Annotated in this window: 30 protein-coding genes, 1 tRNA gene and 1 pseudogene; 13 read left to right on the top strand and 19 right to left on the bottom strand. The window is 74.9% G+C overall.

Features of this window, described 5'->3' with window-relative positions; translation table 11 throughout:
• Positions 1–126 precede the first annotated feature (126 nt).
• The 3 genes from OHA72_RS34280 to OHA72_RS34270 form a co-directional block, all read right to left on the bottom strand.
• Positions 127–861, bottom strand: coding sequence for an SDR family oxidoreductase (locus tag OHA72_RS34280; protein ID WP_327000184.1), 735 nt, complete (start codon positions 859–861; stop codon positions 127–129).
• Positions 862–1,134: 273 nt separating this feature from the next.
• On the bottom strand, positions 1,135–1,758 hold the full coding sequence (locus tag OHA72_RS34275; protein WP_327000183.1) for an SGNH/GDSL hydrolase family protein: 624 nt from the start codon (positions 1,756–1,758) through the stop codon (positions 1,135–1,137).
• Between the two features lie 12 nt (positions 1,759–1,770).
• Entirely contained in the window at positions 1,771–2,532 is a 762-nt protein-coding gene (locus OHA72_RS34270; protein ID WP_327000182.1) for an NmrA family NAD(P)-binding protein, read from the bottom strand.
• On the opposite strand from OHA72_RS34270, the gene OHA72_RS34265 reads away from it, so the two are divergent.
• On the top strand, positions 2,523–2,711 hold the full coding sequence (locus OHA72_RS34265) for a winged helix-turn-helix transcriptional regulator (protein ID WP_327000181.1): 189 nt from the start codon (positions 2,523–2,525) through the stop codon (positions 2,709–2,711). The two genes, OHA72_RS34270 and OHA72_RS34265, sit on opposite strands and share 10 nt — an antisense overlap.
• Here OHA72_RS34265 and OHA72_RS34260 read toward each other — a convergent pair.
• Complete coding sequence (locus tag OHA72_RS34260) at positions 2,632–3,114, bottom strand: SRPBCC family protein (RefSeq protein ID WP_327000180.1); 483 nt, start codon at positions 3,112–3,114, stop codon at positions 2,632–2,634. The two genes, OHA72_RS34265 and OHA72_RS34260, sit on opposite strands and share 80 nt — an antisense overlap.
• On the bottom strand, positions 3,111–3,434 hold the full coding sequence (locus OHA72_RS34255; protein ID WP_327000179.1) for an ArsR/SmtB family transcription factor: 324 nt from the start codon (positions 3,432–3,434) through the stop codon (positions 3,111–3,113). The genes OHA72_RS34260 and OHA72_RS34255 overlap by 4 nt, the downstream gene beginning before the upstream one ends.
• A gap of 105 nt (positions 3,435–3,539) precedes the next feature.
• On the opposite strand from OHA72_RS34255, the gene OHA72_RS34250 reads away from it, so the two are divergent.
• A complete protein-coding gene (locus tag OHA72_RS34250) occupies positions 3,540–3,941 on the top strand; it encodes a DUF6855 family protein (protein WP_327000178.1) in 402 nt (133 codons plus the stop codon).
• Between the two features lie 52 nt (positions 3,942–3,993).
• Here the strand turns inward: OHA72_RS34250 and OHA72_RS34245 are convergent, their stop codons facing one another.
• The 4 genes from OHA72_RS34245 to OHA72_RS34230 form a co-directional block, all read right to left on the bottom strand.
• Positions 3,994–4,683 carry an alpha/beta hydrolase gene (locus OHA72_RS34245; RefSeq protein ID WP_327000177.1) on the bottom strand — a complete coding sequence of 230 codons (690 nt, stop codon included), beginning with the start codon at positions 4,681–4,683 and terminating at the stop codon, positions 3,994–3,996.
• Between the two features lie 5 nt (positions 4,684–4,688).
• A complete protein-coding gene (locus OHA72_RS34240) occupies positions 4,689–5,312 on the bottom strand; it encodes a dihydrofolate reductase family protein (protein ID WP_327000176.1) in 624 nt (207 codons plus the stop codon).
• A 75-nt stretch (positions 5,313–5,387) separates the two neighbouring features.
• On the bottom strand, positions 5,388–6,230 hold the full coding sequence (locus tag OHA72_RS34235) for a helix-turn-helix domain-containing protein (protein WP_327000175.1): 843 nt from the start codon (positions 6,228–6,230) through the stop codon (positions 5,388–5,390).
• Between the two features lie 47 nt (positions 6,231–6,277).
• Positions 6,278–7,132, bottom strand: coding sequence for an RNA polymerase sigma factor SigF (locus OHA72_RS34230; RefSeq protein ID WP_327000174.1), 855 nt, complete (start codon positions 7,130–7,132; stop codon positions 6,278–6,280).
• Between the two features lie 304 nt (positions 7,133–7,436).
• On the opposite strand from OHA72_RS34230, the gene OHA72_RS34225 reads away from it, so the two are divergent.
• The 7 genes from OHA72_RS34225 to OHA72_RS34195 are packed head-to-tail and all read left to right on the top strand — an operon-like array spanning position 7,437 to position 11,805.
• Positions 7,437–7,976: a histidine phosphatase family protein gene (locus OHA72_RS34225; protein ID WP_327000173.1), complete on the top strand. Its 540-nt coding sequence runs from the start codon at positions 7,437–7,439 to the stop codon at positions 7,974–7,976.
• Positions 7,977–8,030: 54 nt separating this feature from the next.
• Entirely contained in the window at positions 8,031–8,456 is a 426-nt protein-coding gene (locus tag OHA72_RS34220; RefSeq protein WP_327000172.1) for a phage holin family protein, read from the top strand.
• Positions 8,453–8,881, top strand: coding sequence for a DUF3618 domain-containing protein (locus tag OHA72_RS34215; RefSeq protein WP_327000171.1), 429 nt, complete (start codon positions 8,453–8,455; stop codon positions 8,879–8,881). Before OHA72_RS34220 ends, OHA72_RS34215 begins: the two co-directional genes overlap by 4 nt.
• The gene (locus OHA72_RS34210; protein WP_327000170.1) at positions 8,878–9,150 is read left to right on the top strand and encodes a DUF4235 domain-containing protein; all 273 of its coding nucleotides are present in this window, start codon (positions 8,878–8,880) and stop codon (positions 9,148–9,150) included. The genes OHA72_RS34215 and OHA72_RS34210 overlap by 4 nt, the downstream gene beginning before the upstream one ends.
• A gap of 35 nt (positions 9,151–9,185) precedes the next feature.
• The gene (locus OHA72_RS34205) at positions 9,186–10,205 is read left to right on the top strand and encodes a proline racemase family protein (protein ID WP_327000169.1); all 1,020 of its coding nucleotides are present in this window, start codon (positions 9,186–9,188) and stop codon (positions 10,203–10,205) included.
• Positions 10,202–11,191, top strand: coding sequence for an ornithine cyclodeaminase family protein (locus OHA72_RS34200; RefSeq protein WP_327000168.1), 990 nt, complete (start codon positions 10,202–10,204; stop codon positions 11,189–11,191). Before OHA72_RS34205 ends, OHA72_RS34200 begins: the two co-directional genes overlap by 4 nt.
• Positions 11,188–11,805: an SMI1/KNR4 family protein gene (locus OHA72_RS34195; RefSeq protein WP_327000167.1), complete on the top strand. Its 618-nt coding sequence runs from the start codon at positions 11,188–11,190 to the stop codon at positions 11,803–11,805. The genes OHA72_RS34200 and OHA72_RS34195 overlap by 4 nt, the downstream gene beginning before the upstream one ends.
• 47 nt (positions 11,806–11,852) lie before the next feature.
• On the opposite strand, the gene OHA72_RS34190 is transcribed toward OHA72_RS34195, so the two are convergent.
• The 3 genes from OHA72_RS34190 to OHA72_RS34180 are packed head-to-tail and all read right to left on the bottom strand — an operon-like array spanning position 11,853 to position 13,816.
• Positions 11,853–12,335: a GNAT family N-acetyltransferase gene (locus tag OHA72_RS34190; protein WP_327000166.1), complete on the bottom strand. Its 483-nt coding sequence runs from the start codon at positions 12,333–12,335 to the stop codon at positions 11,853–11,855.
• 47 nt (positions 12,336–12,382) lie between these two features.
• Complete coding sequence (locus OHA72_RS34185; protein WP_327000165.1) at positions 12,383–13,015, bottom strand: hypothetical protein; 633 nt, start codon at positions 13,013–13,015, stop codon at positions 12,383–12,385.
• Positions 13,016–13,069: 54 nt separating this feature from the next.
• The gene (locus OHA72_RS34180) at positions 13,070–13,816 is read right to left on the bottom strand and encodes a PIG-L deacetylase family protein (RefSeq protein ID WP_327000164.1); all 747 of its coding nucleotides are present in this window, start codon (positions 13,814–13,816) and stop codon (positions 13,070–13,072) included.
• 80 nt (positions 13,817–13,896) lie between these two features.
• On the opposite strand from OHA72_RS34180, the gene OHA72_RS34175 reads away from it, so the two are divergent.
• Positions 13,897–14,577 carry an arsenate reductase/protein-tyrosine-phosphatase family protein gene (locus tag OHA72_RS34175; RefSeq protein ID WP_327000163.1) on the top strand — a complete coding sequence of 227 codons (681 nt, stop codon included), beginning with the start codon at positions 13,897–13,899 and terminating at the stop codon, positions 14,575–14,577.
• A gap of 708 nt (positions 14,578–15,285) precedes the next feature.
• Here the strand turns inward: OHA72_RS34175 and OHA72_RS34170 are convergent.
• Together OHA72_RS34170 and OHA72_RS34165 are read right to left on the bottom strand one after the other, a co-directional pair.
• The gene (locus tag OHA72_RS34170) at positions 15,286–15,852 is read right to left on the bottom strand and encodes a hypothetical protein (protein ID WP_327000162.1); all 567 of its coding nucleotides are present in this window, start codon (positions 15,850–15,852) and stop codon (positions 15,286–15,288) included.
• Positions 15,853–15,882: 30 nt separating this feature from the next.
• A tRNA-OTHER gene (locus OHA72_RS34165) sits at positions 15,883–15,958 on the bottom strand.
• Positions 15,959–16,224: 266 nt separating this feature from the next.
• Between OHA72_RS34165 and OHA72_RS34160 the strand changes: the two genes are divergently transcribed.
• Positions 16,225–16,356 carry a hypothetical protein gene (locus OHA72_RS34160; protein WP_327000161.1) on the top strand — a complete coding sequence of 44 codons (132 nt, stop codon included), beginning with the start codon at positions 16,225–16,227 and terminating at the stop codon, positions 16,354–16,356.
• 99 nt (positions 16,357–16,455) lie between these two features.
• The gene (locus tag OHA72_RS34155; protein ID WP_327000160.1) at positions 16,456–17,922 is read left to right on the top strand and encodes a hypothetical protein; all 1,467 of its coding nucleotides are present in this window, start codon (positions 16,456–16,458) and stop codon (positions 17,920–17,922) included.
• A 17-nt stretch (positions 17,923–17,939) separates the two neighbouring features.
• Here the strand turns inward: OHA72_RS34155 and OHA72_RS34150 are convergent, their stop codons facing one another.
• Together OHA72_RS34150 and OHA72_RS34145 are read right to left on the bottom strand one after the other, a co-directional pair.
• Positions 17,940–18,431, bottom strand: coding sequence for a DinB family protein (locus tag OHA72_RS34150; RefSeq protein WP_327000159.1), 492 nt, complete (start codon positions 18,429–18,431; stop codon positions 17,940–17,942).
• Positions 18,428–19,054: a class I SAM-dependent methyltransferase gene (locus tag OHA72_RS34145; protein WP_442788757.1), complete on the bottom strand. Its 627-nt coding sequence runs from the start codon at positions 19,052–19,054 to the stop codon at positions 18,428–18,430. Before OHA72_RS34145 ends, OHA72_RS34150 begins: the two co-directional genes overlap by 4 nt.
• Before the next feature lie 75 nt (positions 19,055–19,129).
• On the opposite strand from OHA72_RS34145, the gene OHA72_RS34140 reads away from it, so the two are divergent.
• A complete protein-coding gene (locus tag OHA72_RS34140) occupies positions 19,130–19,708 on the top strand; it encodes a helix-turn-helix domain-containing protein (RefSeq protein ID WP_327000157.1) in 579 nt (192 codons plus the stop codon).
• 27 nt (positions 19,709–19,735) lie between these two features.
• Here OHA72_RS34140 and OHA72_RS34135 read toward each other — a convergent pair whose 3' ends face one another.
• The 3 genes and pseudogenes from OHA72_RS34135 to OHA72_RS34125 all read right to left on the bottom strand — a co-directional run bounded on the left by OHA72_RS34135 (position 19,736) and on the right by OHA72_RS34125 (position 24,441).
• Positions 19,736–20,323 carry a fibronectin type III-like domain-contianing protein gene (locus OHA72_RS34135; RefSeq protein ID WP_327000156.1) on the bottom strand — a complete coding sequence of 196 codons (588 nt, stop codon included), beginning with the start codon at positions 20,321–20,323 and terminating at the stop codon, positions 19,736–19,738.
• Positions 20,324–20,408: 85 nt separating this feature from the next.
• Positions 20,409–20,897 (bottom strand): annotated as a pseudogene (locus OHA72_RS65000) (glycoside hydrolase family 3 N-terminal domain-containing protein); the annotation flags it as partial.
• Between the two features lie 175 nt (positions 20,898–21,072).
• On the bottom strand, positions 21,073–24,441 hold the full coding sequence (locus OHA72_RS34125) for a hypothetical protein (RefSeq protein WP_327000154.1): 3,369 nt from the start codon (positions 24,439–24,441) through the stop codon (positions 21,073–21,075).
• Between the last annotated feature and the right edge of the window lie 8 nt (positions 24,442–24,449).

The raw sequence follows: 24,449 nt of genomic DNA, 5'->3' as shown, positions 1-24,449 counted from the left end.
CACTTCGATCCCGCTGCCCTGCGTCCCGGCGGTGGTGCCGCCCCCACCGCGCCCGCTACGGCTACCCGGCGCCCGGGTCGGGTGCCTCGTTGACGACGCCCCAGCCGGTAGGCGCCGGCGCGGCGGTCATCCGCCGATGAGCTGCTGGCCGCCGTCGATGTCGTACGTGGCGCCGGTGAGGGCTTCGTTCGTCATGATGTGCAGTGCGAGGGCGGCGACGTCGCCCGGTTCGACGACGCGGCGGATCGGCAGCGTGGCGCGCAGCTGCTCGCGGCGGCGGTCGAGGTCGTCGCCGAGCAGGGCCGCGGACAGCGGCGTGTCGACGAATCCGGCGGCGATGAGGTTGACGCGGATCGGCGCGAGCTCCAGTGCCAGGTTCGCGGTCACAGCGGGCAGCGCGGCGGTGCCCAGCGCGGCGAACGTCAGCCCGGGTCCGGGTCGCCGGGCACCGGTGCCGCCCATGAAGAGCAGGGTGCCGCCGGGGCGGACCGCGCCGGGCGCGTGGCGGGCCACATTGATCGGCAGCCACAGGTGCTCGTCCGTCGACCGGCGTGCCGCCTCGACGTCGACGTCGGCGACGCGGCCGTAGTACGGGCGGCCCGCGGTGACCATGACGTGGTCGACGGGGCGGGGCAGGTCGCCGAAGAACCGTGCGAGCGCGGCAGGGTCGGTGGCGTCGAACGCGCCGGTGTGCACCGTGCCGAGCTCGGCGGCGGCCTGCGCCAGGCGGCCCGGGTCGCGGCCGGTCAGGATGACGTCGGCGCCCTCGGTGCGGGCGCGGCGGGCGGTCTCCAGGCCGATGCCGGAGCTGCCACCGATCACGACGACCGCCTGCCCCGCGAGCACCCGGTAGTCGCTCATGCGCTGGCGTACCCCCTCCCCCGGCGATCGTTCGTCTCCCGGACGATCGTCGCGGCGGCCGCCTGCCCGGCGCATCGCCCGCAAGAGGTGGCCGTGGCGATGGAGCGGCTCGTGATCGAGCGGCACCCGGCAGCGGATCGCTTCGGGCGACCTCGAGCGGGGTCCTCGCCTCGACGACCCGTCGTTCACGTGGCGCGCAGAGGAGCGTGGCGACCTGGTGGACCCCGACGCCGGCGGGCAGGTGTCCCCGGCTGCAACGGGCGGTGGCCGCGGTCAGCCGGTGATGACGTCGATGAAGGCGTCGGCGATGACGGCGTGGCCGGGCAGCCCCGGGTGGACTCGATCGTCGGCCCACAGCGCCGGCGGGGAGACCTTCAGGACGTCGTCGAAGGCACGCTGCGTCGCCACGTGCGGGGCGCCGAACTCCGCCGCCAGCCGCCCGACCGCGGCCACGTACCGGTCGCTCTCGGCGCGCTGCGGGTCGGTGAGGTCCGGTTCGATGAAGTACGGGTCGGCCAGCAGCAGCCGGCAGCCGGTGGCGTCGACCGCGCGCCGGAGCAGGGTGCGCAGCGTGGCCTCGTACTCCGGCAGCGGGACGGCCTCGTCGGGGCGGCCCATGAACGCCCGCCACACATCGTTGATGCCGATCATCACGACCAGCCAGTCCGGTCGCTCGCCGACCGCGTCCCGCTCCCACCGCGCCGCCAGGTCCCGCACGGTGTCGCCGCCGACGCCGCGGTTGACCCAGGTCAGCGGGGTGGCTGGGAAGCGGGCGGTGACGAGCGCCCGGACCAGGCTCATGTAGCCGTCGCCGTACGGCGCGCGCACGTCACGCCGCCCGCAGTCGGTGATGCTGTCGCCGATGAACACGATGCGCTGGTCAGCCTCGAACATCATCGCGACATGGTCTCACCGCCCGGCGGCCCAGTCCTGACCGGCCGCCCAGGCACGCACGGTGGTCCGGCCGGGCACGACGAGGGCCGGGTCCGGCGGCGGCGCCGGGTGCTCGTACACCGCGGCGATCCCGGCCGCGGCCACCTCGCCCAGGTGCGGGGCAAGCATCCGCGCGTACTCCGGCGGCGTGATCGTCTGCCAGCGGACCCGGCGGCCGGTCGCCGCCTCGATCTCGGCGGCCACCTCGGGACCGGTCAGCGCCGACGGGCCGGCGACGAGCCTGGCGGCCGCGGGCGCCGTGAGCAGCTCGACCACCGCGGCGCCGAGGTCGCCGGCCGCCACCCACGGGTTCGGCAGGTCCGGCGGCAGCGGGTACCGCAGCTCGCCGTGCTCGTGCACGATCGTGCGGGACCAGTCGGCGGCGAGGTTCTCCAGGTAGGTGCTGGCCGGGCCGACGACCGACGCGAGCGGCACCGCGCCGGGCAGGCCGGCGGCCAGGCGGACCCGCGCGTCGACGAACGGCACCCCGATCGGCTCGGCCGGCGGGATGCCGCCGCCGGTGCTGAACACGGCCCGGGGCACCCCGGACTTGGCGAGCGCAGCCAGGACGGTGGCGGCCTGCCGTACCCCATCCGCGGCGAAATCCAACGGCAACTGGACGATGACGGCGGCGGCCCCGGTGTACGCCGCGGTGAGGGCGTCCAGGTCGAGCAGGTCGGCGGCGAACGGCTCGACGCAGGGGTCCACGGACGGGCGGGCGCGCCGGGGTGCCGCCACGGGTGGTCTATGCACTGACCGGGCAGGGCCAGACCCTCAGCGGCATCCTGCATGCGATGCTCGTGTGGGGCGAGGCCAACCCGGACCCGCCCCGCACGCTCAGATCCCGCCGGCGAACAGGGCGCCGTAGCGGGCCAGGTAGAGCGGCCATCCCTCGTCGCCGCCGACGCCGTCGCTGACGGCCGGCCAGCCGGGGCCGTGCCGGTCGAGGTGGCGGTGCTCCAGTTCGACGCGGGTGCGCTGCGGGGTCTCGGCGATGAAGACGACCTCGACCTCGCTGGTGCTGCCGGCGTCCGTCTCCAGCTGCCACTGCGGGCTGATGTCCCAGCTGAACACGACTCGGTCCGGCGGGTCGTAGGCCAGCACCCGCGCCCACCGGCACTCGCTGCCGTCGGGCGCGCGGTCGTAGATGTGCCCGCCGACCTTCGGCTCGAACACGGTCTCCACGGTCGCGGCGCCGAGCAGGTTGTGCTCCGGCGGCTTGAAGTCGCCGAACCCCTCGGTGAACACGGTGAACGCCCGCTCGATCGGCGCCGCGACGATGATCTGCCGGCGCACGACGACCTCGGTCGCTTCGGTCATGACCCCTCCTCGGTAGGTGCTTCGGTGACGTCCTGGTAGCCGTCCAGCGCCCGGGCCCAGAACGTGTCGAGCTGATCGCGCAGGGCGGCCACGCCGGCGGGGTTGAGCCGGTAGACCCGGCGGGTGCCGACGGCCCGGTCGGTGACGAGCCCGGCGTCCTTGAGCACCTTCAGGTGCTGGGACACCGCCGGCCGGCTGATCGGCAGCTCCTCGGCGAGTTCGCCGACGGCCCGCGGCCGCTCGGCGAGGCACGCGACGATCGCCCGCCGCGTCGGATCCCCCAGCGCGTCCCAGCCGTCGTCCGCTTGGTAAGTAGCCACGAACCGTAAGCTACGACTTACGGCGCCTCGGGGTCAAGACCCCGCCCGGGTGCATGTCGGCGGATCGACGCGCCAGGGCGGGCGGGACTGCCCTACAGTTCGGGCATGGCGGCCGGTTCGAAGGACGACCCGTGGGTGTTGCGGACCCCACCCGGATCGTCGGAGTATTCGATGTACCGCGACGAGGACGCCGACCCTCCGGCGCTGGTCTGCCAGGTCGGGAGCACCCGGCTGACGTACCGGCTCCAGGCGATCGAGGACCTGCACGCGTGGCTGCGGGAGCAGGGCGACTGGGTCCCGCTGGGCGCCGCCGACGAGAACAAGCCCGCCGCCGACGGCACGGTCGAGGCGTGGGGACGCTCTGACGACAACCCCGTCGCCGGCTGGTACGGGCTGCGCAAGGGCTACCGCGGGCGCTTCGGCATGTACCTGCCGCCGCTGCTGGAGGAACTCGGCCTGGCCGAGCTGACCCACGACGCCCGCAACAACCGGATGCGCGCCCGCTGACCACCGGACGGCGAGCGTGGGGCCGGCGCCGGCGTGATCGCGGCGCTGGTCGTCATGCCTGCCAGCGGGCGGCCATCGCGGTGAGGCGGGCGGCCACCGTCTCCGGGTCCACGAGCTGGTGCAGGTGCAGGCCGGGGGCGTGCTCGACGTCCCAGCCCCGCGCCCGGGCCTCCTGCGCCTTCGGGGCGTAGTGCTCGCTGAACCGCAGGTACCCGCACGGCACGGTGTCCCAGCCCGCCGGGACGGGCACCTCCTGCCGGTAGTAGGTCAGCGGCAGGCGCGGCACCTCGGCCTCGACGGCATGCCTGGTCCGCGGATCCGGGAACAGCCGGGCGACGTCGGCGTCGGGCCACCACGCCGTCCACGGCGGCAGCCGGCCACCGGTCGCGGCCGGCAGGATCGGCGCCACGATCGGCGTCGGGCCGGTGCGCGCGGGCAGCGCCCCGTCGACGAACACGCAGCCGGCGACCGGCCTGCGGCGGCGCACCGCCTCCACGATGACCGGGACGAAGTACCCGGCGTTGCTGTGCGCCGCGATGACGACCGGGACGCCGTCCGGCAGGCCGTCCGCGGCTTCGGCGACCCGCCGCGCGATCGCCGGCCAGAACGGCGGCGGTGCGTCCGTGACACCCAGCAGGGACGGCACGACCGCCGCAGTCAGCGCCGCGGCGACCGGCGCCCACGTCAGCGGCCCCACCAGCGGGCTGTGCACCAGCACGAACCCGGCGTCCACGGGCCGCACCGGCGTCACGGCACCGGGAGGCGGCGCACCTTGAACAGCAGGTGCAGCACCCCGTCGCCCTGGATGACCACGTGCGGATCCTCCAGCCGGTGCTGGCCGTCGACGCCGCCGAAGTAGCGTCTGCCCGAACCGAACACCACCGGCACCACGTCCATCGCCACCTCGTCCACGAGGCCGGCCGCGAGGATCTGACCGCCCACGTCGCCGGCGTTCACCGCGACGGTCCGGTCCCCGGCGAGCTCCTGCGCCCTGCCGATCGCGGCCGTCACGTCGTCGACGAAATGGTACGACGCCTCGGGATGCCAGCCCTCCGGCTTGGGCCGGTGCGACACCACGACCACGTGGTCGCCCGCGGGCGGCCGGCCCTCCCAGCCGTTCACCAGGTCGAACAGGTGACGGCCCATGACGATCGCGCCGATGCCCTCCCACATCGACCGGACGTACGGCGCCGATGCCCGTGAGACCTTGAACCGGCTGCCGGCTCCGGAGTGGTCGAACTGCTGCTCAGCACTCCGGACGATCGGGGTGTCCCCGTTGAAGTACCAGTCGTGCAGCGGCCCGACGTCGTCGTGCTCGTCGGCGATGAAGCCGTCCACCGACGCAACGCTGTGCATGATCACCGTGCCCACAAGGTTCTCCTCGAGTTCGCTCGCACCGCTCGCTCCCGATCCTGCCGCCGCGGAGGAGAGGAGGCTTGTAGAAAATCACTCGGCGGGCATCGGACCGAGGTCGGGCGGGAACCCGGGCTCGGCGGGGAACCGGCGCCGCAGCGCCAGGTAACCGGTCGGGGTGTGGCCGGTGAAGTCCTTGAACTCCCTGCTGAAATGGGCCTGGTCGAAGTAGCCCGCCGCGTGGGCGACCCGCGGCCAGTCGACAGCCCCCAGGGCGTCCACGGAGACGATCAGCCGCGCGAAGCGGTAGATCCGCGCCACCCGCTTCGGGGTGACCCCGACGTGGGACTTGAACAGCGTCGCCAGGCGGTTGGCGCTCACCCCGGCGGCGTCGGTCAGCGCACCGACCGGGACCGCGCCGTGGGAGGTCTCCAGCCGCCCGCCCGTGTGCCGCACCAGGTCCAGCCCCCGCAGCGGCGCCGCGACGAGCCGCGACCGCAGCTCCTCCTCCAGCACCCGCAGTGCCCCGGCGGCCGAGGCGATGCCGGCGACCCGGTCACGGATGCGCTCCAGCGACCGTTGCCAGACGGCGTCGACCGGCACCCACCGGTCCCGCAGCTCGCTCGCCGGCACGTCGACGAACGGCGCCAACCCCCACGGCTTGAAGTGCACCCCGACGACCCGCACCGGCGTCGGATACTCGACGACGAAACGGCGGGTCCAGACGCCCATGAACCATCCGTCGGCGAACACCGCGGGCGGCACGGCGGGGTCCGAGTCCCACAGCCGGACCGGCCCGCCCAGGTTGATGAACAGGTGCGCCGACGGCATCGGCGGCACGTTCATCCGGCGGTGCCGCGGCACCCCGCTCAGGCAGTAGATGTCGTCGATGAACCGGTCGAGCGGCGGGGCGGGCACCTTGCCGACGTACTCCACAGGCGCAGTATGGCGCGCTCACCGGCGGCCCGGCCGCTCACCGGCGGTCAGCCGGTGAGCAGCGCCGCCCGGAGTTTGGTGAGGGCGCCGGCAAGCAGGCGCGAGACGTGCATCTGGGAGATGCCGAGCTCGGCGGCGATCTGCGACTGGGTCAGGTTGCCGAAGAACCGCAGCGTGACGATCCGCTGCTCGCGGACGGGCAGGCGGGCCAGCAGCGGCCGCAGGGCCTCGCGGGCCTCGACCTGCTCGAGGTCGGGGTCGGCGTTGCCGAGCATGTCGCCGAGTTCGGTGACGCCGTCCTCGCCGCCGCGGACGGGCGCGTCCAGGGACAGCGACCGGTAGGCCTGGCCGGCGTCGAGGCCTTCGATGACGTCCTCCTCGGTGGCGCCGAGGCACGCGGCGAGGTCGGTGACCGTCGGCGACCGGCCGAGGGTGTGGGTGAGCTCCTCGGTGACCCGGCTGATCCGCATCCGCATCTCCTGGATGCGGCGGGGCACACGCACGTCCCAGCACTTGTCGCGGAAGTGCCGCTTCAGCTCGCCGGTGATCATCGGGACGGCATAGCTGATGAACGCCGCGCCGTGGTCGGGGTCGAACCGGTCGACGGCTTTGACGAGGCCGAGGTTGGCGACCTGCACGAGGTCGTCGAGGGGCTCGCCGCGGTTGCGGAAGCGCTGGGCCAGGTACGTGGCGAGCGGCAGGTACAGCTCGATCAGCCGGTTGCGGATCCGTTGCCGGTCGGCGCTGTCGGCGGGCAGGTCGGCGAGCAGGGACAGCAGCGACATCGCGGCGGCGTCCGTCGCCTCCCGGGCCGCGGACCGGGGCGCGGGCGCGAATCGCGGCGCGCCCTCCTCGACAACGGGCGAACCGGTGACAGCGGATGAATCGACGGCAGAAGACATGGAGCATCAACCCTTCACAAGGTGAACGCGCAGCAGAAGGCGGGCGCGGTGAAACGCGCCGGAAGCCGGTCAAGCGCTCCGTCTGGGCACCCGTTGCTTGAGTGCCGCGGAACCACGCGTGGCCGCGCTGACCCTGCGTTCGACGGTAACCGACATTTGTCGTCCGGCAAAGACCTGGAGCAAACTTGCGTCGTTTTCTGCGTCGATCCGGCGCCGGGGACAGGTCGCGCGGCTCCCCGGAGTCCGGGCCGGTCGGCGCCGCGCACGCCTCCAGCGGCGTGGAAGGCTGACATAGCATCGCGGGATGTCGATCGAGATCGTGTACGAGACCCACGCGCTGAGCGAGGACAACGAACGCGGCATCGCGACGGGGTGGCTGCCCGGCCGGCTCAGCGCCCAGGGCCGCGCCAACGCCGCCGAGATGGGCCGGCGGCGGCGCGGCGACGGCATCGTCGCGGTGTTCAGCTCCGATCTGCGCCGGGCCGCGGAGACGGCGCAGATCGCGTTCGGCGGCACCGGCATCCCCGTCCTGTACGACTGGCGCCTGCGCGAGTGCGACTTCGGCACCCGCAACGGTTCACCCGCGGCCGACGTGAAGCTGGACCGCGTGGCGCACTGCGACCGCCCGTACCCCGGCGGCGAGAGCCACAGCCAGGCCCTTGCCCGGGTGGCGGGGCTCCTCGCGGACCTGCCGAGCAGGTGGGCCGGGCAGCGGGTCATGCTGATCGGCCACCTCGCCACGTACCGGGCGCTGGAGCGGGCGACGACCGGGCGCACCGTGCTGGACCTCGTCGCCGACGACTTCGAGTGGCGGCCCGAGGGCTGGGAGTATCGACTTGGATGACGGTGCGTTTGACGACCTGCCACGGCGGGCACCACGGCGGCAACGTCGAAGGAGATGACTGCCGTGTCAGATCAACGTTCCGCGGCGGACGCGTCCGCCGGTGAGCTGGTGAGCCGGATCGCCGAGCAGATCTCGACCCTGGTCCGTGACGAGCTCGCGCTGGCGAAGGCGGAGCTGGTCGCCAAGGGCAGGCACGCCGGCATCGGCGGTGGGCTGTTCGGCGGCGCGGCAGCGCTCGGGCTGTACGGGCTCGGCCTGGCGCTGGCCCTGACGGTCGTCGCACTGGACCTGGTCTGGCCGCTGTGGCTGGCGCTGCTGGTCGTGACGGTGGTCGTGTTCGCCGCCGCGGGTGTCGCGGCGCTGCTCGGCCGGCGGCAGTTCGCCGAGGCCACCCCGCTGGCGCCGAGCGACGCCATCGCCGGCGTCAACCAGGACGTGGACGCGGTCAAGGCCGCGGTCCGGGAAGGACGGACGTCATGAGCGCAGACACCCCGGCGGATCCGGAGCGGTTGCGGGCCGAGATCGCACGGACCCGTGCGGAGCTCGGCGACACCGTCGAGGCCCTGGCCGCCAAGGCGGACGTGAAGGCGCGGGCGAAAGAGGCCGCCGTGCAGGCCGCCGACCAGGTCAAGGCGCAGGTCGGCGCGGCACGGGACCAGGCCGTGCAGCTGGCCGGCACCGCCGCCGGCAAGGTCAGTGAGGCCGCCGGCACCGCGGCCGGGAAGGTCAGTTCCGCCGCCGGCACCGCGGCCGTCAAGGTCAGTGAGGCCGCCGGCACCGCCGCGGGGAAGGTCACCACGGCGGCCGGCACCGCGCGGCGGCGGCCGTTGCCGTTCGCCGCGATCGTCGCGGCGGCCGTGTTCGTCGGTGTGGTCATCGTCGTGGTGCGCAGGAGGCGTTCATGAGCGGCATCGTGGGAAAGCTCGCGTACAAGCCGGTCGGGCTGCTGCTCGGCGCCGGCGCCGGGCTCGCGGCCGGGCTGATCTTCAAGCAGGTGTGGAAGATGATCGGGGACGACCGGGACGCGCCGAACGCCACCGACGAGGACCGCGGCTGGGGCGAGATCCTCACCGCGGCCGCGTTGCAGGGCGCGATCTTCGCCGTCGTCAAGGCCGCCGTGGACCGCGGCGGCGCCGTCAGCGTCCGCAAGGCCACCGGTCGCTGGCCCACCTGACCCCGCACACCGCCGCCGGGTGGGACCATGCTCCGGTGATCCCACTGAGCGTGTCGACGAGCGACTACCACACCGCCGGGGAGCCGTTCAGGATCGTCACCGATCCGCCGGTCGAGCTCCCCGGCGACTCGGTCGCCGACCGGCGGGTGCGTGCCCTGGACAGCCCGGCCGCACAGCACCTGCGGCAGCTGCTGTGCTTCGAGCCGCGCGGGCACGCCGACATGTACGGCGGGTTCCTCGTCCCCGCCGACGACACCGGCGCGCATCTGGGCGTGCTGTTCTGGCACAAGGACGGGTTCTCCACCGCCTGCGGGCACGGCACGATCGCCCTCGGCGCGTGGGCGGTGGACACCGGCCGGGTGCCGGCGCCGGACGACGGCAGCGTGGACGTGGTCATCGACGTGCCGTCGGGGCGGGTCACCGCCCGGGTGCACCGCGCCGCGGGCCGCACGACGGCGGTCGACTTCGTCAACGTACCCAGCTACGTGCTGGCCCGCGACGTCCCGGTGGCCACGTCCCGCGGGGACGTCGCCGTCACCGTCGCCTACGGCGGGGCCATCTACGCCTGCGTCGACGCCGGCACCGTGGGGCTGTCCGTGGACCCGGCGCACTACCAGGAGCTGATCGCGCTCGGCCGGGAGGTCAAGTGGGCGCTGAACGACACCGGGCACGCCGTGCACCCGACCGATCCGCGGCTCAGCGGCGTCTACGGCACGATCCTGCACGAGGACCTCGGCGACCGCGACGGCCGGGTGCGTCAGCGCAACGTCACCGTGTTCGCCGACGGTGAGGTCGACCGCTCCCCGTGCGGGTCGGGGACCTGCGCCCGCCTGGCCGTCCTGGCCGACCAGGGTCGCGTGGCGGCCGGCGGCCCGGTCCTGCACCATGAGTCGATCGTGGGGTCCAGTTTCACCGGCACCGTCGTGGCCACGACCACGGCCGGCGGCCGGGCGGCGGTGGTCCCGCAGGTGACCGGGCTCGCGCACCGGACCGGGGAGCACACGTTCGTCGTCGACCCCACTGATCCGCTCGTCCCGGGTTTCGTGCTGCGATGAGCACGCCCCTGATGCTGGACGCCGACGCCGTGTTCGCGTCCTGCGCGCCCTCCGCGGCCGTCGCGGCGATCACCGCCGCGCTCACCGGCGGGCTGGACCCGGCCGCCGACCTGCCCCGCCAGGCAGTGCCGCTGCGCTCCGGGCAGTTCCTGCTCATGCCGTCCGAAGGCGCCCGCGGTACTGCTGAAGGCGGCGGCCACGTGGGAGTCAAGGTCGTCACCGTGGCGCCGGGCAACCCCGCCCGCGGGATGCCTCGCGTCCAGGCCTCCTACCTGCTCTTCGACGCCGACACGCTCGGCCTGGTCGCGGTCCTGGACGGCACCGCGCTCACGACGCTGCGCACGCCCGCCGTGTCGGTCGCGGCCGTCGCCCCGCGGTTGCTGGCCGGCGCCGCGGGCGCCGCACGGTTGCCGGCCGACGCCGCGGTCGCGGTCTTCGGGGGCGGGCCGCAGGCGCACGGGCACGTCGCCACCCTGGCGGCGGCCCTGGCGCCGCACCGTCGACTCGGCCCGGTGCGTCACCTGGTCCGCGACCCGTCGCGGGTGCGGCCCGTCGACGGCGCCGAGGTCGTGGCCCTGGACGACCCGCGCGTCCCCGACGTCCTGCGCGCCGCCGACGTCGTGGTGTGCGCGACCTCGGCCAGGGCACCGCTGTTCGACGCCGACCTGATCGCCGCCACCGCCACCGTCATCGCGGTCGGCTCGCACGAACCCGACGCCAGGGAACTCCCGGGCGCGCTCCTCGCCCGGGCCACCGTCGTCGTCGAGGACGTCGCCACCGCCCAGCGCGAGGCCGGTGACGTGGTGCAGGCCCTGGACGAGGGCGCGCTGCGAGCGGCGGACCTGGTGCCGATGCGCGACGTCGTCACCGGCCGCACCCGGCCGGATCCGGGGCGGCCGCTGGTGTTCAAGAGCGTCGGCATGTCGTGGGAGGACCTGGTCGTCGCCGAGGCGGTGCTGCGCGGATTCCGTACACTGCGCCGGTGACGCCGGTAGCCGCAGCGTGGGCCCGCATCGAGGACTGGATGCGGCGGTACACCCCGGGCAGCCTCACCGTCCTCGCGCCGCCCGCGACGCGGGACGCGATCGACGCCGCCGCGCTCGAGGTCGGCCTGCCGTTCCCGGCCGAACTGGTCGAGTCGCTGCGCCGCCACGACGGCCTGACCGAATGGGCGAACGTCCTGCCGGAGGCTCCGCCGCTGTCCGCGGCCGGCATCGTCGAGCAGTACCGGATCCGGATGGAGATCGCGCCGGACGTCGACGGTTTCACGCCGTATACCGCCGGGGCGGAGCCGTGGTGGCACGAGCGGTGGCTGCCGTTCGGCGACGCCGACGGTGACCTGCAGGTCATCGACCTGCGCCCCGGACCGGGCCACGGCCGCGTCGGCTTCGCGCCGCACGACAATCCGGCCCACTTCGACGACGCCTGGCCGTCCCTTGCCGCCTATCTCAATGCCGTCGCCGACGCGCTCGACACGGGCGGGGCGGTCGGTGCCTGGCATGCGTACGTGCGGGCCGGCGGCGGGCTCTGGTGGGACCTCGACGGTGCCACCGCACTCAACGGCGAGCCGCTGCGGCCCGCGCCCACGCTCGATCCGTGAGCGGCGGGCGGCCGGGTCACACTCTCCATCAGCGGCGGGCCGCCGGGTCACACCACGATCGGGCTGCGGCGTTCGACGAGGACCACGTCGCGCCACCGGTCGCCGTGGCCTGCGTGCCGTCCGACGCGTTCGCGGATGCCGACCTCCCGGAAGCCGGCGGCGCGGTGCAGGGCGCGGCTGGCGGTGTTCTCCGGGAAGACGCCGGACTGGATCGTCCAGATGCCCGCCGCCTCCGTCGAGTGGATCAGCGCGGCGAGCAGCGCCCGGCCCGCGCCGCGCCCCTGGGCCGCCGGGTCGACGTACACGGAGTGTTCGACCACCCCGGCGTACACCTGGCGCGCGGACACCGGGGTGACGGCGACCCAGCCGAGCACGGCGCCACCGGCGTCGGCCGCCACCAGCCGGTGCGCCGGCAGCCGCGTCGCGTCGAACGCCTCCCACGACGGCGCGGTGACCTCGAAGCTGGCGTTGCCGGCGTCCAGGCCGGCCTGGTAGATGGCCAGGACCGCGGCGGCGTCGCCGGCGGTCATCGGACGGATCGTCAGGTGCTGCGGTGCGGCCACGGTCTCCCCCATGCTCACGGCGCGCCGGCCTCACCGGGCGCCGATTGCAGTGTCGCCGGATCCGCGGTCGCGAGCCAACAGGTGGCGACGACCAGCCGGGCGACGGCGCCGAGGGCAGGTTCGGTTCCGCCCGCCGGGCCGTGGTCACCGGCCGGTCCCACGCCGATGCCGACGGCCGCGAGCCCCACGGCGGCGTAGCGGCGGTTGGCCGAGGCGACCGGCCCGGCGACGAGGGGCAGCCCGGCGGGGACGACCAGCCACCGGCCGGTCGGGTCGCCGGCGACGGCCACGGCCAGCTCGCCGCGCCGGACCAGGGCCTCGTCGGCGGAGGCGAGATGGACCGCGACGTCCCGCCCGGCGGTGAGCCGGTGCACGCGGCCGCCGTCGTACCACTGGACGCTCGGCGGCGCGTAGACCTCGGGGACGAACCGGACCGTGAACCCGGTGGTGCTGACCGTCGCACCGAGGTCGGCCAGGTGCCGGGCCAGCCAGGAACGGGCCGCGGCACCGCCGGCCGAACCGGCCCGCCGGCCGCTGAACGGCTCACCGGCGAGGGTGGCGACCGTGACCGCCATCCGCTCGCCGGAGACCGCGTCGAGCAGCACCGCGAGCGGTCTGGCCGCGGACGCCGGGGGCGGGCCGGTCATGGTCATGCTCCTTCAACGATCGTGCGGGAGCCGGGACCGCCTGCACCGGTGCATTCAGAGCAGGTTCAGCTTGAACACCTCGAATCCGGCGGCGTACTTGACGCCGAGGCGGGTGCCGGTCTGGCGGGAGAAGCCCTCCAGGAACTCCTCCGCGTCGAAGTCACCGGCGCCGAGCCCGCGCAGGTACGCCTCGTGCGCCTCCAGCGACCGCACCCCGAGCTCGAAGGTGCCGGTCGTGTCGGCGGCGTGCTTGGACAGCGGCGAGTTCGCTGCCCACACCTGCCGCACCCCACCCCACTGCCGCAGCCCCGCGTCGACCTGATCCCGGAACACCCACCGGTTACCGGCGTCGCGCGCGGCGTCGAGCACGGCCCGGCCGGTGACGATGTGGTCCGACATGTTCAGCGCGTCGCCCGCCTCGTCCCAGCTGTCCCGGAAGTTGTTCGTGATCACGATGTCCGGCCGGTGCGTGCGGATCACCCGCGCCAGCTCCCGGCGCAGCGGCACGCCGTACTCCAGCACGCCGTCCGGCAGCCCCAGGAACTCCACCTCGGAGACCCCGACGATCTCCGCGGACGCCCGCTGCTCCCGCTCGCGCAGCGGGCCCGCCTCAGCCGGGTCGATCCCGTCGATGCCGGCCTCACCGCTGGTCAGCAGCACGTACACCACCTCCTTGCCCTGCCCCGTCCACCGCGCGACCGCCGCGGCGGCGCCGAACTCCAGGTCGTCGGGGTGCGCGACGACGGCGAGACACCGCTGCCAGTCCTCATCGACGGGCAGCAAAGGATGCGCAACAGTCATCCCCCTATCTTGCTGTACACCGCAGATCGTGACCCCGGTTCGCTTGACGACGCAGATACCGCCCGCACAGTATTGAGTCAATGAGCATTGAGCATTCTTCGGTGCAGCGGCGCGCACGAATCCACGCCGCCCTCGGCGACCCCGCGCGCCTGGCCGTCGTCGACACGCTCACCCTCGGCGACGCCTCTCCCGGCGAGATCGCCCGCGCCCTCGACCTGCCCACCAACCTCGTCGCCCACCACGTGAAGGTCCTGCACGAGGCCGGCCTCCTCGTGCGCGTGCGGTCCGAGGGCGACCGCCGCCGCACCTACCTGCGCCTCGAACCGGACGCCCTGGCCTCGCTCGCCGCGCCCACCCTGCCCCCGGTGCCGCGCGTGGTGTTCGTGTGCACGCACAACTCCGCCCGCTCCCAGCTCGCCGCCGCCATCTGGACCGACCGGGCCCGCATCCCCGCCGCGTCGGCCGGCACCGACCCGGCGGCCCAGGTCCACCCGCGCGCCGTGGCGGTCGCCCGCCGGCACGGGCTGCGCATCGCCGCGACCGGCACCGCCCACGTCGCCGACGTCGTCCACGACACCGACCTGGTCGTCGCCGTGTGCGACAACGCCCACGAGGACCTCACCCAGGGCGTCCGCCCCCGGCTGCACTGGTCGGTCCCGGCACCCGCGGACACTGACGCCGCGTTCGAGGCCACGTTCGCCGAGCTCGCCGCCCGCATCGCCCGTCTCGCACCCGTCGTCGAGCCCGCCCCGAACGACTGACCGCCGGGCCCACCCTGGCGGACGCGGTCCCGACCGCTGATCCGGACCGGTCGGCCCGTTGCCGACGCCGGCGCCCGAAGCAACGTCCCCGGCCGTCTCGCGCCCGCCACGCACGATTGACCCTGAATCGCCCTTGGCTGCGCCGAGTCCACCGCTGATCCAGACCGGTCAGTCTTGCCGACGCCGAACGCAACGTCCCCCCAGCCGTCTCGCAGCCGCCACACACCGCTGAGCGTCAGATCTCCCCCTACCGGCGCCACCTCCAGCGTCAGGTCCTCCCCTGCCGGCGCCACCTCCACCGCTGATCCAGACCGGTCAGCCCCTTGCCGACGCCGACGCAACGTCCCCCGGCCGTCTCGCAGCCGCGCACACCGCTGAGCGTCAGGCCTTCCCCGGCGGCGCCACCTCCACCGCTGATCCAGACCGGTCAGCCCCTTGCCGACGCCGACGCAACGTCCCCCGGCCGTCTCGCAGCCGCGCACACCGCTGAGCGTCAGGCCTTCCCCGGCGGCGCCACCTCCACCGCTGATCCGGACCGGTCGGCGCTTGACGACGCCGGCGCAAGCCGCTTCGGCCGGCCCTTCAGCGCCCGCCAGGCACCGCTGACCGCCGGGTCGCCCCTGGCGGACTCCGCCCTGACCGTGGCCGTCCATCTGTCACGTGCCATCCGCTGATCCGGAACGGTCATCCGGTCGGCGTGGCCTCCGGTCAGCCGGCGTGGCGTGGCGGCGCCGGGGCGGGCCAGTTGCTCGGGTCGGACAGCGACAGCCGCGGCAGCGCGCCGGCCTCGTTCAGCGCCATGAACAGGTCGGACCCGTGCGCCGCCGCCCCGAGCTCACCGGCGCGGCGGGCGTCCCACATGTGCGGCGGGAGCGGGAAGACCAGCCCCTCGGCAACGTCGCCGAGGGGCACGGCGTGCAGCGTCAGCCGCTGCGCGCTGGTCTCCCAGTTCGGCGTCCGGACCCCGAGGACCACGGTGTCGGCGGTGACCGGCCCGTCAGGGGTCAGCACATATCGCATCCCGGGCCGCAGCGCCGCCGTGCCGTCCATCGCCCGCGGCAGGTGCCAGCGGAGCAGGTCCGGCGCGAACCCGGCGAGCAGGTCCGCGACCGGCCCGGCCTCGTCGAAGGTGACCGTGACCCGGCCCGCCTCGCACGCCGCCCGCCAGTCGCCGCGCTCCCGTGCCTCGGCACACTCGGCGATCATCCACTCAGGAACCGCATAGCGGCGGATCAGCCGCCAGCGGTCCAGCGCCGACGTCGGCCCGCCCACCACCGTGCCGTCACCCCCCGACTCGTGCCCAGGTGGCGAAGCCGGCCGGATTCGAACCGGCGTCCTCCTGCGTGATGACATGGCGCGACGACCACTGCGCTACGACTTCGCCGCGCCGGAGCATACGGCAGACCACCGACAATTTTCCGGGGCCACGGCAGGCGTACCGCGCCGCGCCCGCGGGCCCGTCGGAACTCGTCGCCACTCGTCGCCACTCGTCGCCGCCCGGTATCGCGGACCAGCGCGGTGACGTGCCGTCCGCCGCAACGGCACCGGCACTCGTCGCGACTGGGATGGATCACCCCGCGGGGTCGGCACGCTGGCCCGGACCGGCCGGTCAGCCACCTGATCCTCCGAACGCAGGGAGAACCCACGATGCACAGGAACGACGAATCCGCGCCGAGGCTGCGGATCCTGGTCTTGCTCGCCAGTGTCCGCGGCACCTGCTCCGGCCTGGTCCGGGCCGGCTTCGGCTGGCTGATCGAGCACCTCACCGAGACCCGCTGAGGTCACGTCCACCTCCGTGCGCTCGCCTCCGGCGACCCGGTTGACCGGGCGGCAGCGGCATGCTCACATGATCCGGGCCGACGCACGGAGGTGGACAGGGTGACCGCGGATCCCGGCGAGGTCTTCGTCTGTCAGTTCGCACGGCAGGGGCTCTCCCCGCGGGCGGGCGCCACGCTCACCGTCGTCGAGACCCGGTTCCATCCGCAGACCGGGTATTTCGGGTACGCCTGGCTGACCGAGGACGGCGAGCGGGCCGCCGGCACGGACCGTGGCCTCGATCTCCTGGACAGCCTGGTGCAGGCGATGTGCCGCGCCGCCCTTGAGCTGCTCGGCGCCGGGCGGCCGGGCGTACACCTCGTCTGCTGGAACCGCAAGGCCATCGGCCTGCTGCGGGAGACGCTCACCAGCGGGCCCGCGACCCCGGCACCGCAGCTGTCGGAGGGGACCAGAGCACTGCTGGCCCGGCTGAAGCCGTTGCGGCACAGCGTGACCACGCAGAACGATCCGTGCAAGGACCTGCACCGGGGCACCGCCGAGGCCGAGCACCTCGCCGCCGAGGCACTGCAGGCGGCGCACGGCCTACGGGTCGGCCCGCAACTGCCGGACGCGCCCGGGCCGGGCGCGCCGGGAACCGCGGAAGACGGCCCCGACGAGCGCGACGACCCGGGCGCCGGTCATCTGACCTGGCAGACCGCGTTGCTGCGGGCGCACCTCGACGGTGGCTGGTGCGCCCTGCCCGAAGGGGAACTGCCGGAGGGTCTGGACCCGCACCCGAGGCTGCGGCTGGAACACCGTCCCGGTCCCGCGTCGGCGCACGAGGTGACCCTGCGCCGCCGGGACGGCCGCTGGGAGCTGAGCGGCATCCGCTGGCCGCAAGGGCTCCGCCCCGGTGTGCTCGTCACCTGCCGATGGCCGCACGGCACCGACCGCGTCACCGCGAGCACGACGGCGCTGCCCGTCCCGGAGCGCTTCGACGACGTCGAGTTCCTGCACCGGTACGACCCGCAGGTGGCCACCCGGGAGCACGCACCGGGCTGCGAGCAGCACCGGGCGGTCCCGCACCTGTCGGACGTCGGCTGGGTCCTGCGGACCCTGCGCACCCTCGGCCACCTCAGTGCCGACGGCACCGCGACCCTCGCCGAGAAGGCGCTGGTCCGCAACTGTCAGCGGCTGCACATGCCGCGGTCGCAGGTCGCCCGGATCGGCCGGGCCGTGCAGACCCTGCTGCAATGGGGGCGGATCGAGCGCGTCCCGGGCAGCATCGATGAGCACGGCCACCCGTGGCATCCGGGGCGCACCGGCCAGGTCCGGGCCGACCTGCTGCGCTACGTGCCGCACGTCGCGCCGGTCGACGCCTCGGCACGGCAGGACGCGGACGGCGCGTGGCCGGGCCGCCGGGGGCACGCGGTGACCGGCTTCGTCCGCAGGCTGCCGCCGGGCAGGCAGGCGTCCGGCGAGCAGCTCGATCTCCACCATGACGCGGTACTGAACGCGGAGGTGGTCGACCGGCCGCTGCCGGAGGGGTACACCTACGTCCGCCCCCACCATCGCGGCTCGCACGCGTGAGTCCGCGCCGCCCGCCGTCAGCGGCCGGTGGCGCCGTCGAGCTGTTCGCGGAGGATGTCGGCGTGGCCGGCGTGGCGGGCGGTCTCCTCGATCATGTGCACCAGGACCCAGCGCATCGACGGGGCCGGTCCCCGGCGCGCGGGCGACTCCAGGTCCGGGCAGGCGTCGATCACCGCGTTGGCCCGCTCGACTGCCTCGCGGTAGCCGGCGAGCACGCCGTCGACCGTCTCCTCGGGCGACGGCCGCATGGTGCGGCGCCAGTCGCTGGGGCGCTCGCCCAGGAAGTAGTACCGCTCGACGCAGGTCAGGTGCTTGACCAGGCCCAGGAGGTTGGTGCCGGAGGGCACCCCGCCGGTGCGGACCTGCGGCTCCGGCGCGTCGGCGACCTTGGCCGCGACCGCGGTGCGCAGGTAGTTCAGGAAGCCCAGCAGGGTGGCCCGCTCGCCGGCGCCGGTCTGCGGCGGGCCGGTGTCCTTCGACCGGCGGGGCCGGCGCGCGGCGGCCGTCATGCGCCGGCCCGCTGGATGAGCAGGACGGTGTCGGTGACGGTGGCCGTCTCGCCGGACGGGCCGGTGGCCACGCGCTGCGGCGTGTCGGCGCGCAGGACGTGCCACTGCGACGGGTCGAGGTCGAGGTCGGCGGCGAGCTCGCCGGGCGCCGGGTAGCGCACGCCCGGGTCCTGGTTCCAGGACCACGGCGCGGTCGAGCCGTGATCGACGATCAGGAGCAGGCCGCCGGGGCGCAGGGCGTGCGCGGCGGTGCGCAGGACCCGGGGCCGGGGAAACTCGAACGGTGTCTGGAGGTACTGCGCGGAGACGAGATCGAACGCGCCGGCCGGGAAGCTGCGGGCCAGGTCGTGCCGTTCGGCGGTGACCCGGGCACCGACGCCGAGGTCGTGGGCGCGCGCCCGCACCCGCTCCACGGCGGTGCCGGCGATGTCCACGGCGGTCACCTGCCAGCCGTGCCCGGCGAGCCAGATGGTGTCGCCGCCGGCGCCGCAGCCCAGATCCGCCGCCGCACCGGGCGGCAACGGCCCGGCGACCTCGACAAGCAGCGGGTTGGGCCGCCCGTCCCAGGCCCGCCGCGCGCCGTGATGCCGCTCCCAGAACACTGCCGCTTCGTCCGTGACCACTCGTCGCATGACCCCAGCATCACCGCGACCGTTCCGGCCTTGCAAGAAAAGTTGCGGATCCGCATGATGGGGTTCATGGGTGGTACCGAGGAGGACGTGCTCGCCGGTGTCGGGCCGCGGCTGCGTGCGCTGCGCCGGGCGCGGGGCACCACGCTCGCGGACCTGGCGACCGAGACCGGCCTGACGGCGAGCACGCTGTCGCGCCTGGAGAACGGCAAGCTGCGCCCCACGCTGGAGCAGCTGCTGCCCCTCGCGCGGGCGCACGGCGTCCCGCTCGACGACCTGGTCGCCGCGCCGCCGACCGGTGACCCGCGCATCCACCTGCGCCCCGTGCGGCGGTTCGGGCTGACCGTGGTCCCGCTGACCCGGCGGGCCGGCGGCGTCCAGGCCTACAAGGTGGTCTATCCACCGGCCGGGCGGGCGGCCACGATGCGGCTGCAGACCCACGACGGGTATGAGTGGTTCTACGTCCTCAACGGCGACGTCCGGTTCGTGCTCGGCGAGCGGGAGTTCCTGCTCGGCGCCGGCGAGGCGGCGGAGTTCGACACCCGCGTGCCGCACTGGATCGGCAGCGCCGGCAGCCGGCCCGCGGAGCTGCTCACCCTGTTCGGCGCGCAGGGCGAACGCGCCCACCTGTCCTCCGCCGCGCACTGAGCGGCGGACGGCCGCGGTGGCCTCGGCTCAGGCGGTGACGGTGAAGGTGGCGGTGAGCTCGGCCGTGGAGTCGCCGCCGACGTGGACGTCGAAGACGGATTCGTCCAGGGCCCAGTCCCGCGTGGCGGTGCTCCAGTAGCGGCGCTGGTCCGGCCCGACCGTGAACTCGACCCGCCGGGACGCGCCCCCGGGCAGCACCACCCGCTGGAAGGCCTTGAGTTCCCGCAGTGGCCGGGCGGCGGAGCCGTGCCGCTGGTGCAGGTAGAGCTGCACGACCTCGGCGGCCTCGCGGTCGGAGGCGTTGGTGAGCTCGACGGACACGGTGACGACCCCGTCGCGCGGGACAACCGGCGCGTCGACGGCGAGGCCGGTGTAGGTGAACCTGGCGTAGCTCAGGCCGTGGCCGAACGGGAACAGCGGCGTGCTCGCCTCGTCCCAGTAGCGGCGGGCCTGGTTGTCCGGCTCGTGCGAGCGCGTGTGCGCGTAGGACATCGGGATCTGCCCGACGGTCCGCGGCCAGCTGAACGGCAGCTTCCCACCCGGCGAGACGACGCCGAACAGCAGATCCGCCACCGCTGCCCCGCCCTGGCTGCCCGGGTACCAGATGTCCGGCACCGCCGGCACGTGCTCGGCCGCCCAGCGCCGCGCCGTACCCGGCGAAATGCTTGGGACCGGCGATGACGCCGTGATCCGGTCGCTGGAAACCGCGCACCTGGGCGGCGGCGACCGCGGCACCCAGGACCGGGTCCTCACCCGCGCCCTCGATGATGCGGCCCCACCGGGGATCGCGGGCGATGTCCACCATCGGCGCGAACGTCCAGTGGATGCCGACCGCGCGGGCCTCCCGCGCGGCGACCGCCTGCCCGCGCTCGATCGTCTCGACGTCCCACGACGCCGCCATCGCGATCGGCACCGGGAAGATCGTGCGCAGCCCGTGGATGACGTCGAACCCGAACAGCACGGGGATCCCGGACCGGTTGCCCTGCACGGCGAGCCGCTGCAGGCGGTTGATCTCGGCGGGGTCGGACACGAACAGCAGCGCCCCCGCCTCGCCGCGCCCGAGCGCCGCCTCCACCGCCCGCGGCTGCTCCCGCACGTCCAGGCCGAGCGCCGGGTCCGCCTGCGCGCCCGCCGGCAGCTGGAAGTAGAAGTACTGGGTCAGCTGACCCGCCTTCTCCTCCGGCGACATGCCGCGCAGCAGCTCCTCGACCCGCGCCGCCACCGCATCCGGCCCGCCGGCGTCGTCCCGGTCGGGGCCTTCGGTCGATCCCCTCGTCATGTCGCGCCCCCTGGGTGCCGACGTTGATTGTGGCACCGGACCCCGCCGACCGCCGGTCAGCCGCTGAATTCCCCGCCGGCGCCGGTCAGGACCTCCGGCGCACGAGCCACCCGGCCAGCAGGACCGCGCACAGGACCGGGATCGCGACCGTGACCGTCAGCCAGATCGGCCACGGGCCGCGGCGGGCGGAGGTGGCGTGGCGGACCGTCACGCCCGGCAGCAGGCCGGTCGCCAGCTGCAGGTCGAACACCTGGCACGACTGGGTGCCGAACTCGCACGTCGAGCCGGTGCCGAAGCGGGACAGCCGGCGGTGGGTGCCGTCGCGCAGGTCGACCTCCGCGATCGTCAGGTGGCCCGCGGCATCGGTGTCCAGGACCAGCATCACCCGCCCGGAACGCCACCCGAGCAGCCGGACGGCGTCGGTCCCCCGCGGCACCGGACCGGTGCCGGCGGATACCGGCACGAACGTGAGGGACTGCGGCTCGGTGAGGTACGCGCAGCGCCGGCAGGCGCGTCTGCGCGTACCGGACGTACTCCCGCTCATCCCGCAATCCCGGCCTCCTTCACCGACTCTGAGTGGTGCGGGCCGGCATTCGGTTGGCGACACCGGAGAAGTTTCAGCGCGACGCTGCGATCCGTGACCGTGACCGTGAGCCGAGCAGAGCGGCGCCGCCGAGCACGACCGCCGCCGCGCACAACGAGAGCAGCAGGGGCCCCGGCGGCGGGACGGCCCCCGCGTCGACGCCCGGCAGGTAACGGCCGATCGTGAGCCATGCCAACGCCGCCGCGGCCGCCCCGACAACCAGCGCGCCGCAGACCAGTGCCAGCATCGCCGCCGGCTCCACGCGCCGGGTCGTGCGGCCGCCATGCCCTGCCTGCGCAGCGCGGCCAGGTCGGCCCGGTCCCCGCCGGACGCGGCGACCACCAGACCGGCCGCGCCGAGCAGCACCGCGGCGATCCCGGCCAGCAGCGTGAACCGCATTCCCAGGGCGCTGCCGGCCCGGCTCAGCAGCGCGCGTTCGCCGGACAGCGTGCGCTCCCCCGTGACGATGAGACCGGCGGCGGTCAGTGCGTCCACGATGGACGGCGGCGCGTCGGCGGCGAGCCACACCTCGGCGCCCTCGGTCACGCCCGTGTCGCCGGCGAGGCGGTCGGCGTATTCGAGGTCGATCAGCATGCCGTGCCGGCCCAGCCGGGGCAGGCGGTCCGCGGTGGCCAGCGCCGCCGCCGGGACCGGGCTGTCGTCGAAGACGTCGACGAGACCGTCCGGGGGCAGCGGGCCGGTCGCCAGCACGGGGATCCGGTCGGGGATGCCGGCCGGGCGCAGCAGGCCCGCGTCGCTGCGGGCCCCTGCCCGCAGGTCGAACCGCACGCCGTCGCCGGTGCCGGTCACCGTCGCGTCCGGGGGCGTGCGCCAGTCGCGGGTCGGCGGTGCGTGCAGGGTCAGCGTGACCGTCGGACCGGCGGTGCCGGGCAGGTCGACCTCGAGACCGATGAGGCGGCACCCGGCCGTGCAGGCGGCGGCCCGCGAGTACGTGTGACGACCGGGCGCGAGCTCGCCGAGGCGCACCTCGATGCCCGCGGTGCCGTCGAGCGGGGCCAGGTGCGCGACGAGGTCCGGGGTCAGATCGTCCAGGCGGGACGCGGTGATGTCGAACGCCACGGTGTCGCCCCGCACGGCGACGGGAGGCGCGGCCGGGATCGGGTGGAGGGCGCGGGCGAGGTCCGGCAGGGGGTCGCCGGCGTACGACGGATGCCAGACCGCCACCGCGGCAAGGCGGGTGGCGTCCACCGCGAGCATGTTCTCGAGCGGGACGACCGCCATGGCGTAGCGGCCGTCCGGGTCGGCGGCGCGGGTGAGCGCGAGCAGGCGCTGGCGGGTCGTCGGGGCGATGCTCAGCACCCGGCTCGCGCCGACCGCGACGTCCGCCGTCGCCCGCTGCGTGCCGGCGGACACGAGCACGCCGGTCGTCGCGAAGCCCAGCAGCGCCACGGCGACCACGAGGACGGTCAGCAGGCGGCGGCCGGACGGCTGGCGGGCCACGCGCAGCGCGGCCAGCGCGGCCACCAGGCGCCCGCCGCGCAGGGCCGACCCGGCGGCACGGGCGGCGAGCACGGGCATCGCCCGGGCCGCCAGCAGCGCCACGGCCAGCATCAGCAGGGCGGGGGCCAAGGGCGCCACCCCGTACACGCTGTCGCCGGACGTGTGGAAGTGCACGACGGCCACGACGGCGAGCAGCACGACCATGACGTCGAAGGTCGCCGAGCGCCACCGGGCGCCGCGCCGGTCGATCCGCCGCAGCAGGTCGCTGAGCGGCGCCGACACCACCCGGATCGCCACGACGGCGCTGGCGAGCACCGCCGCCGCGGTGAGCCCGGCGCCGTAGCCGAGCGCCGTGGACGCCCAGGCGCCGGCGATCAGGCTGCCGGTGAGGCCGCCGGCGAGGACGGGGACGGCCGGTTCGGCGCTCACCAGCCACCAGCGGCCGCTCCGGCGGGTGCCGCGCAGCGCCACGACGCCGTGCTCGAACCGGCTCGCCCGGGCGCCGGTCGCGGTGGCGAAGATGACCACGGCGCAGCCGAGCAGGGCCACGGGTATCGCCGCGAACGGCACCGGCTCGCGGGCCGCGGCACGGTCGGCGTCGATGCGGTGGAGCAGGTCACCGAGGCCGATCGAGGGCCGCGCGTCGCCGGCGTCGGTGTCGACCTGTGCCAGCCAGGCCCGCAGCCGGGGCAGGGTGGCGACGCGGATGGCGCCGGGCTGCGGGTACGCGTCGAAGACCTGCAGCTCCGACGGCCGGGAGAAGCCGTTCAGCGTGCGGCGGTCGACGTACACCGGTTCGCGGGACGGCGTGTCGCCGCCGCGCCCCCAGTACGGCGAGGCGACCGGCCGCACGATCCCGACGACCGTCAGGAAGCCGGGCGCCCCGGCGGGGACGAACTGGCCCGTGGTGGAGTTGTACGCCGAGGCGGTGAGCGACAGCGGATCGCCGAGCCGGATCTCCAGGCGGCGCGCCGTGTCCTCGGTGAGCACGGCGTCGCCCAGGCTCATCAGGCACCGGCCGGAGACGACCTGCACGTGTTCGCAGACGTCCTGGCGGTAGGTCACCTGCCGGGTCCCCTCCAGGAAGACCTCGGGTCGTTCGGCCGGTTGGGCGATGAAGGACGCCGAGAAGACCTGCGTGTAGCCGGGCGCGTCGAGCAGCCGGCCGCCCGCGCGTTCGAAGCGGTCGTCCATGGATCCGGTGTTGTCCGGCTCGACGGTGGCGGCGACGAGCATGGTGCGCTCGCCGGGGCGGGCCGCCGCGACCTGGTCCGCGACCATGCGCTCCTCGATCCGGGCCAGGTACACCGGTGCGAGGGCGACCCCGGCCGCGGCGAGGGCGGCGAGCACGAACAACGCCGCCGCCTGGCGACGGCGGGCCCAGAGGACGGCGAACGTGAGCGCGATCATCCGCGGCC

The sequence above is a fragment of the Dactylosporangium sp. NBC_01737 genome, assembly GCF_035963215.1.
Taxonomy (GTDB): Bacteria; Actinomycetota; Actinomycetes; order Mycobacteriales; family Micromonosporaceae; genus Dactylosporangium.
The sequence above is the reverse complement of the archived record's forward strand: the minus strand, read 5'-3'. Positions and strand labels throughout refer to the sequence as shown.